Annotated in this window: 8 protein-coding genes and 1 tRNA gene; 2 read left to right on the forward strand and 7 right to left on the reverse strand. The window is 55.2% G+C overall.

Annotated elements, in window-relative coordinates:
- The 4 genes from BSF44_RS28730 to BSF44_RS30475 all read right to left on the reverse strand — a co-directional run.
- Nucleotides 1-1,081: phosphatidylserine/phosphatidylglycerophosphate/cardiolipin synthase family protein (locus BSF44_RS28730; RefSeq protein ID WP_141250114.1), on the reverse strand; the 1,081-nt coding region annotated here is incomplete at its 3' end.
- On the reverse strand, nt 1,078-3,795 hold the full coding sequence (locus BSF44_RS28735; RefSeq protein WP_095946375.1) for a type VI secretion system Vgr family protein: 2,718 nt from the start codon (nt 3,793-3,795) through the stop codon (nt 1,078-1,080). The genes BSF44_RS28730 and BSF44_RS28735, both read right to left, overlap by 4 nt.
- Before the next feature lie 405 nt (nt 3,796-4,200).
- Entirely contained in the window at nt 4,201-4,401 is a 201-nt protein-coding gene (locus BSF44_RS28740) for a hypothetical protein (protein ID WP_172435416.1), read from the reverse strand.
- A gap of 27 nt (nt 4,402-4,428) precedes the next feature.
- Nucleotides 4,429-4,578, reverse strand: a complete 150-nt coding sequence (locus BSF44_RS30475; RefSeq protein WP_172435417.1) for a hypothetical protein — start codon at nt 4,576-4,578, stop codon at nt 4,429-4,431.
- Between the two features lie 25 nt (nt 4,579-4,603).
- Between BSF44_RS30475 and BSF44_RS30910 the strand changes: the two genes are divergently transcribed.
- The gene (locus tag BSF44_RS30910) at nt 4,604-4,726 is read left to right on the forward strand and encodes a hypothetical protein (protein WP_256589179.1); all 123 of its coding nucleotides are present in this window, start codon (nt 4,604-4,606) and stop codon (nt 4,724-4,726) included.
- Between the two features lie 155 nt (nt 4,727-4,881).
- Here BSF44_RS30910 and BSF44_RS28745 read toward each other — a convergent pair.
- The 3 genes from BSF44_RS28745 to BSF44_RS28755 all read right to left on the reverse strand — a co-directional run bounded on the left by BSF44_RS28745 (nt 4,882) and on the right by BSF44_RS28755 (nt 7,582).
- A tRNA-Leu gene (locus BSF44_RS28745) sits at nt 4,882-4,968 on the reverse strand.
- A 609-nt stretch (nt 4,969-5,577) separates the two neighbouring features.
- The gene (locus tag BSF44_RS28750; protein WP_095946377.1) at nt 5,578-5,967 is read right to left on the reverse strand and encodes a YkvA family protein; all 390 of its coding nucleotides are present in this window, start codon (nt 5,965-5,967) and stop codon (nt 5,578-5,580) included.
- A 115-nt stretch (nt 5,968-6,082) separates the two neighbouring features.
- Nucleotides 6,083-7,582 carry a sensor domain-containing diguanylate cyclase gene (locus tag BSF44_RS28755; protein WP_095946378.1) on the reverse strand — a complete coding sequence of 500 codons (1,500 nt, stop codon included), beginning with the start codon at nt 7,580-7,582 and terminating at the stop codon, nt 6,083-6,085.
- A gap of 351 nt (nt 7,583-7,933) precedes the next feature.
- On the opposite strand from BSF44_RS28755, the gene BSF44_RS28760 reads away from it, so the two are divergent.
- Entirely contained in the window at nt 7,934-8,149 is a 216-nt protein-coding gene (locus BSF44_RS28760; protein WP_095946379.1) for a CBS domain-containing protein, read from the forward strand.
- Nucleotides 8,150-8,238: the final 89 nt, after the last annotated feature.

Here is an 8,238-nt window from a genome sequence, read left to right on the forward strand (position 1 = left end):
GCGGCCAGCGAAAGTACTGGTTCTCGATATAAATGAATTGGGTCGCGTTGTTGACGGCTTTCAGGTAGACCTTTTCGATGTCGCGCTTGTTTTTGTCTTGCGGTTGGGTACGGACGATCTGTGCGATTTGTCGGGTGGTGCCTGGGGTGCATTGCAATTGCGGCCCCACCTGCATGGCTTGGCGCGAAGCGAGCAGGTCCTCTCCGGTTTCCTTGCGCCAGGCGGTGGCGAAGTTATGGTGCAGGTGTTCCAGAATGGGCCCACTGATTTGGCTGGAAATATCCTGGCGTGGAGTATCGCCTCGTGGGCCACAATTGGGTGCAGGCTTACTGCCCTCGGAACGGTTCAGCGCCGTGTGCTTATCAGTGTCCCAGTACTCGTCGAGCATGTTATGACCCATGACAAATCCGACGGCGCTGTCCGTCTGTTCATAGTCGACCAGGACTGTCTTCTGATGGTGGGTCGCGGCGATGGCCATCGCGCCCAACGTGCTGTGACTGAGATGCGGGTCGAGGCTTTTATACTTGGCCTGATAGGCAATTTCAGCTCGTTCATACACACTGAAACCGCGACCGACAAATACCGGCACATTACGAGCCACTCGCATCGCAGGTGCCAGGTGATCGGCGAACGCACATCGGGAAAACCATTGCCGATCCTCGGCATATTGGTCATCGGTGGAGGGTTGCAGCGCCCTATCTGCGATACGGTACGGGCCTTTGCCGGGCAGGTTGGCTTCGCCCCCTGCCCCAGCAGTATTAAACGGCGCCTCCCAACCCAGCACCCGAACCTCGACCCCTTCCCGGGCTTTGATCATCAGCAACTCACCGATGCTCGGCGCACGGCCGTCACGGATGAAGAACATCGACGGCTGAAAACCCCAACAGATGATATCGATGGTTTTAGTGGCTTTCGCGATAGCCAAATGCACGGCCTTGAAGGCTTCTTCACCATTGATCAGTGGTTGATAGGTAGCCATCGCTGGAGGGTATTCGGTGTTCTGCACGTACCAGGGCGAGGTGCAGGTTACCTGTTGGGTGTGTTGCAGTGCGACAGGGGTAACGATGTCGGGTTCAGTCATGAGGTTTTCCCTTCCTGGTCACTGATTGGGCTCATCACGGCGGCGTACAGAGCCCGTTGATCCGTGTGGGATGTGGGCTGGCTCACCTCTGTGTCGGCTTGTGAGAGATGATTGTGCAAGCCCCCATTGGCCAGGTGTGCTTGTTCGGCATTGCGGTAGTCGGTGGGTACCGGGATCTGGTAGTTCACACCGTTAGCCAACTCAATTCGGTACTGCTTGGTCACAACCTCGTGGTCGATCAACACTTGCCCGGTCTTATCCAACACGCCCTGCTTGAGCACTGTCCCGTCGGCGTAGAGCGTGTAGGGCATGCCTGCCCAGCCCTGATTGGAGGCATTGGGGGTTTGCGGCACGCTGAACCGCAACATTTGTTTGGACAGGCTCTGTGGATACTCTGGATGCGAGGCCGTCAGGCTGGCCGGGCCGCTGTAATCAAAATTCGCCGATTTGACGTTGTAGTCCCCCAGCGTTCCGGATTCGATGCAGTTCTGATCGAGGGTGATGTAGCTGCCACCCGCATTCAGGGTGATTTTCTTCTTGGCGACGATGTGGATTTCGTCTTCAGTGCTGGTGATGCTCAGCCCGTGACGGGCCATCAGCTCCAGCGTGTCGTTCTGTGCCTGGACACTGACTGGCCCCTGGTTGGCGATCAACTTGATACCCAGTTTGCGCACAAACAGGCTTAAGCCTTGACCCACCCCGATAAACAGGCGCTTGACCACGCTGATGTCGGCTTCGCCACCGGCGTTGAGCATCAGGTTGTTTTGCGCTGCCAACTGCAGGTGCTTGCCGCTGGTCAGGGCGATGCCCTGGGGAGCACTGAGCAACAGCACGGACGACGTGAGCTGCTCCAGATCTTGCTTGAGTAACGTCAACTGGGCCTGTACGTCCGCCGGATCCGCGTTGGCGGCTTGGGCATCGGTCGACAACCCTTCCAACTGGTCACCGGCCTGCTGTAACCGGCCCAACGCGGCATCCATTTCCAGCATCTGCCCCTGAGCTTTGGTCTGCTCATCAGCACTGATAAACACCCCTTTCCCGCCCCGAATCGCCCCCCAACCATCGGTGCGCAGTTCAAAGCCTTCACCGCGCTTGTGCTTCTGCGCATCGACCAGGTGCCCGAGGTTGAGTTGGCTCTTGCCGCTGTGTTCGCTGCTGAGCTTGATGTGCTCCTGCCCGCGCAGGTCTTCCATGCGCAGCTTGTTATTGGCTGGCGTGCGCAGCACGTTGCGCGTGTAGTCGCGTTTACCCAGCGTCACGTGGTCTGGGTGCTGACTGTCGTGTAAGGCATGGGCGATGTAGGGACGGTCCGGGTCGCCCTGTTCAAAGGCAATGGCCACTTCGGTACCGGGAATCAGCGGCAGGTGCAGGCCGTGGGTGTCGCCGGCGTACGGGCGAGCCAGGCGCAGCCAGAGGCTTTCTTCACCGGGTTTCCAGCTGTCGCGATCGAACAGGAAGTTGACCTTGTAGCGCCCTTCGATATCGATATAGCCGTAGGGGTCGTGTTGCTGCGGGCTGGTGACGCGGGCCGGGACGGTGCCGGCGATTTGCGGTTTGTTGTGCAACGCTGGACGAAAGCACACCGTTTCCGAGTAGGGAATGGCTTCAAAACTGACTTCAAAACTGCGATCGCGCGCAGCGCGGGTGGTCAGTCGGGTGATGACCGCGCCCGGTGCAAAGGCTTGCGGCGCGCCGCCTGAGATCTTGAGCACCTGACCCGGCGCCAGGGTGGTGCTGCTGCTGACACCGCTGAGTTGGGTCTGGCCATTGAGGTAACGCTCGTGACGCAGGCGCGCATAGAAAAAACCGCTTTCGCTTTGCAGGTCTTCGTCATAGGCATAGGGATCGCCCAGCACCGTGTACGCTTCCGCGTAGTGATAGGCCTCGCCGTAGGTGCTGCTGGCGCCACGGGTCTGATCAACATCGCCGTTCAGGTGGGCCGTGGCAACACGGTGATGGTAGGCGCGGATGTTGACGTGTTTTTCTACGACTTGGTGGCTGGATTGCAAGGCCCACACGCCATCCTGCCCGCTGCTGCTCAGCCCGGATTGCGGACGGTACGCCAGCTCGACACCGAACTGGTAGTGGCGCTGGTCATCGTGGAACTCCACCACATCGATGTTCAGGCGTTCATCGCGGGTGAAGCGGTACCAGATACCGACGTCGGCCAGCAGACGGGAGATAAAGGCCAGGTCGCTTTCGCTGTACTGCATGACCTGTTCGCGTTTGGGATATTCACGCACCAGGTTGAAGAGAAAGTCCTGGCCTTCAAAGTCGTGGCGGCTGCGCAGGATGCTTTCGACGATCTGCGGCACCGATTGGTGTTGGTAAATTCGAAATTGCCGGCCCTGGCCAAGCAGCGCCAGGTGCGGTTCGAGGGTGATTTCGTAGCGGGCTTCGTCAACGGAGCCGGACAGGCGCTTGAAGCCGGTAATAACGCCGTTCAACACACGCAACGGTTTGACCGGGGGCACGTTCAGCCCAAAAAAAGGCAAGTTCTGCGGCGAACCGTACAAACTGAAACTGGCGCTCCGGCCGAGCATTTTTTCGGCGCCGATGTCGCCGTCGGTGCAGGTGAATTCCACGCGGTAGTTGAAGGGTTGGCTCAGGCTCTCTACGCCCTCGAAGGCCAGGACGTCGAGCAATGCGTCGACCTCGCGAACCTTGAGCTTGTGCCGGCTGTGATCGAAGAAGGTGCGCAGCTCATTAAGCATGTTCAGGCCTCCGTGGCGACGGGGTCAGCGATATATGCAGATGGATGTTGTGCCATGGATGTCATGGCGTGCTTGGCTGAAAGCAGGGTTTGAAGAGCAGGCTTGAGGTCAGGGGGCATCAGGCGTGAAGACGCGTTGAACATCCGTTGTTCCTTATTTGTCCAGGCAGGGCTGGCTTGGGTGCGCAGGCAGGGCAACCAAAGAAACGCGACCGTTTGGCGTTATACCGAGCCCAAAAATATAAATAGGCAGGCACGCTAACAAAGCGGAAAAGGAATTAATGTAGGACGTGTCTCAAAAGCTTTTCGGAATTTTCCGGCAGAGAGCGGTAAAGACAGCGAGCGTTATGTCGAGCTCATTTCTCAACTGCGTAGGCGGCGCTTTGAAAGGCATAACGAACCTGGCTTAGAGGATGAGTTCTGTCGGCGGGAAGGCTTCACATCGTCCATTCATGATCTGCTCCCAGCCCCACTCGCGTAGTCGTGCTGCGCGCCAGTAATTCTTGGCAACAGCCTCTGGGATATCCAGTTCATCATTCAGATCGAACTGCGGGGCCAAGGCGAACTGCACATCCATCCCGAAATCGCCTTTGAGCAAGCGCTGCATGATCTTGACCCGTTGCAGCCAGGTCAATTAGCGCTTGTAACCGTGCTTGGTGTTGTAGACCAGCAGATTGAGGCGTGCGGACGCGTGCATAAAGTCGTTTTCCGTCATCCACATCTTGAAATGCCGCTCAAGCCCAAGCGGCAGAATGTCTCGGATGAAAAAGCCTAACAGTGGCAAACCCGTTCTATGCGGGTGCAACTCGATGCTCACACTGCGACAGCTTGAGGGCACGAAGGCTGAAATGGCCCTGGCTGTGAACGCCTATAACCTGAAAAGAGCGATTAACGTGCTTGGCGCACGTCAGTTGATGGCGTTGATGGGCTGAAGAGCCTTTTTTCGCCTGCTGTAAGCACAAAAGCAAACGCCCCGAACAAGTCGGGGCGTTTGCTGGAACCTCCATCAGTGCGTTTTCACACGGTCTGAAAAGGCAAGTTTTTCAAGGCCTCCAAAGAACTTAAAAGCGTTCTGTGGAATGCAAGATGGTGCCCGAAGCCGGAATCGAACCGGCACGCCCTTACGAGCGGGGGATTTTAAGTCCCATGCGTCTACCAGTTTCGCCATTCGGGCGGTAGCGCGGTGAAGCGTTCAGGTTTTGCCAGATAACGACCCGGCAGATCTGACGCTTGTGCAGCAGAGGTGGAAATATATACATCCCGCCCCGGTGAAGCAAGTTCGCAAATACCCTTTTCAAGACTAAATCTTGCAGGCTATGCAAATAAAAAAGCTACGTAAATCATGGATCTACGAAGCTTGTTTATTAGTGGAGGCCGAGGTCGGAATCGAACCGGCGTTGGCCGATTGGTAATCGACCAACAAAGCCAAGTAGATCAATAGGTTAGCATGACATGCATTGCGCAAGCTACTGATTTACAACGAGCTACGTCCAACGGTATTCAACAAGCGGGTTTTAAGTTCTGGAGCCATTTTCCGGTGCTAGCCGCACTCAACCTCATCAAGGTTGTCCTTGGGCCGATGACAGAAAACAGCGAACCATTGGCATATCATCCGCTTTGGTGGGCCGATTGCGCGGACCTCATGATTTTGCATCTCCCCGTTGCAGCGCAATTTTCGACGGTTATGCTGAACTGACCACGAAGAATTCACGATGCCTGACTGAGACCTGCGCCCTTCCCTGCTCTTCAAAATCAATGAAAACCAACTCGTCCCTGGCGATCTCTATTCAAAAAAGCAAGCCCCAAAGATCCCCGCAGTAACGAACCAAACCAATACAACGATTACCGCAGCAAATATGTTGATTGGCCGTTTCACATGGCTTTTCTCCCACTCACTCGCTTTGACCTGACACTCATCGAGCACCTGCGCAGGTATCAAGCGAATAGCGAGCAGAATGCCAAGCGGCAAAATGATCACGTCGTCCAGGTATCCAAGTACAGGAATGAAATCAGGAATGAGGTCGATTGGGCTCAACGCATACGCCACGACAAAAACCGAAATCCATTTGGGTAACCAAGGTGTTTGCGGATGCTGATAGCAAAACCAGAGAACCATGGTTTGCCGTTTTAGCTTTCTGGCCCAGCCACGTAAACGATCAAGTATGCGTTTCATGTCGTAATTGTCAGTACCTTAAGGAGCGTGCGAGCGTAGCGCCTTGGGTGATTGACGGCTATGGGTCGAGGCGGTGTAAAAACCGTCAATGCTGCGTGTCATTCCTTACAGTGCTTCAGTGCTTCACAACCTGGTTTCGTCCAAGTGCCTTGGCGCTATACAGCGCCTGATCTGCAGCTTCGATTAAACCTTGCAATCGGTCCAATCGGGAACCAGCGGCAGCGGCGATCCCTATACTTAGACTCACTTGACCCAATGGGCTGGCTTCGTGGGAAATGTTCTCTTGTTTCAATCGGTCCAGGATGAGTTGCGCCACAATCTGCGCACCATATATGTCCGTATCAGGCATGATTACGGCCATCTCTTCACCACCATATCGCGCCACTAGATCCGATGATCGACGTACGCACGCCTCCACGATCTTGCCGACACTTTGCAGACAGGCGTCGCCGGCAACATGCCCATAGGAATCGTTGAACAGCTTGAAATAGTCGATGTCAATCATCAGTAGCGCCAAAGACGTCCCCTCTCGCTGTGCTCGTCGCGCCTCCATGGCCAATGTGACATCAAAGTAGCGTCGATTCGCCAAACCGGTTAGGGCATCCTTCATCGCCAGTAGCTCCAGTTGCCGATTCGATGAGAGCAATTGCTGCTGAGTGCCCCTTAACCGACCTTCAACCTTGGTTCGCCGACGGATATCCAGGATCAAAAACCAACCGATGAGACCGGTAAGCCCCAGCAGACCAGTCACCACTATTGCCGACAACAGTGCCTCTATTCGCCATGCAGTGAGCGCTTCGCGCCTCCCGATAGCGACGGTAGTTATCAGCGGCAGCTTGTCACTCTTTCGGAACGCATAGAGCCGCTCCACACCGTCCAGGCTGGAGGTAAACGAGGCGGTGCCAACTGTTTGGTCCACAAGATACTTGGCATAGATTGGCGACTTCGAAAAGTTGCGCCCCATGTCCTGCTCGCGGAAGGGATAGCGAACCAGCAATGTACCATCGGTATAGGATAGCCCGATGGCTCCCTCCTGCCCCACGTCGATCTTTCCAAACAGCCGCAGGAAGTTTTCTATTCCCAATGTTACCGCCACCACCCCGGCAAACTCTCCGTGAGCATCATTGAAACGTCGACTGACTGTGATCACCCACTCGTGATTGGAACGGCTTTGGATGGGTGGACCGATAAAGGTCTCACCGGACGGATCGTCGCGATGATGAATGAAATAGGCACGATCACTGCTATTCGCCCCGACCGGAATCGGCCGATTGGAGGACATTAACCAACGTCCCTGATTGTCGTAGATGGTAATACCACTGAGTTGTGGCATCAGAGGCTGCTGCTTACTGACCAGCGCACTTAGCCGCTGGATCTGTATTGGGCCACTACCTTCAGTTTCCAGGCGTTCGACGAGACCGAGCAAAAGCAAGGAACTTTGGCGCACAATGCCTTCGGAGTAGGTTGCCAGTGCCTGGGTAAGATTCAATCCGTGGACGCTCACGTCCTCCAACACCCGATCTCGGGAGGCCAGCACCTTCCAGACAGTCAGCGATGCCAGAGAACAGCAGATAACCAACAGCAAAAGCACAACCAGGCGGGTATCACGCTTCACGTCTCTACCTAATGGAAAGTCCGGTTTTCCGTTCCAGTTGCTGTTGGAGCAAGGCCATAACGGCAACTGCTTATTCTCGTCCTGAATAAGAATACAAGCAGTGACGCATAGTTGCAGCAACAGATTATGGCGTCTCAAGACAACGACTCTCATCAGTCAAAAACCACCAAATCAATTCGAACTATTCACAGGACAATTTTTCAACACCAGTATGGTGTCACCAAACCAACGCCATCCTTGATTCAGAAATAGGTTGACCTATGACCGTCTCATTGAATACTCAAATACCTCACTAATTATTTGTATTTATCAAAAGGGGTATCCATCAAGAATTCGCCAATGGAGAACATCATGAAAATCAGCGAAATCATGAGCCGCGAAGTACGCACTGTAACGCCTTCGACCACCTTGCGTGAGGCCGCCGAAATCATGCGGCAGGCAGATATTGGTGCTTTGGTGATTAATGACAACGATAGAATGAGCGGCGTCATAACCGACCGCGACATTGTCATTCGGGGCGTGGCAGATGCGGCGTTTTTCAAGGTAGTTGTCGCGTCAACCGTCTAACTATGCCGCTCTTTTCTCGACCTGTTGCTCTCGATCCGGGTTCAACAGCACGGTGCCGATCGGTTCCCAGTTACGCGTTCGAGCCGACC

The organism is Pseudomonas sp. ACN8, from assembly GCF_002303925.1.
Classification (GTDB): domain Bacteria; phylum Pseudomonadota; class Gammaproteobacteria; order Pseudomonadales; family Pseudomonadaceae; genus Aquipseudomonas.

What these genes read in the sequence shown, in the direction of transcription:
- BSF44_RS28750 (WP_095946377.1), bottom strand. Translation starts at nt 5,967, where the DNA reads ATGAAACGCATACTTGATCGTTTACGTGGCTGGGCCAGAAAGCTAAAA.
- BSF44_RS28740 (WP_172435416.1), bottom strand. Translation starts at nt 4,401, where the DNA reads ATGCAGCGCTTGCTCAAAGGCGATTTCGGGATGGATGTGCAGTTCGCC.
- BSF44_RS30910 (WP_256589179.1), top strand. Translation starts at nt 4,604, where the DNA reads ATGCTCACACTGCGACAGCTTGAGGGCACGAAGGCTGAAATGGCCCTG.
- BSF44_RS28735 (WP_095946375.1), bottom strand. Translation starts at nt 3,795, where the DNA reads ATGCTTAATGAGCTGCGCACCTTCTTCGATCACAGCCGGCACAAGCTC.
- BSF44_RS28760 (WP_095946379.1), top strand. Translation starts at nt 7,934, where the DNA reads ATGAAAATCAGCGAAATCATGAGCCGCGAAGTACGCACTGTAACGCCT.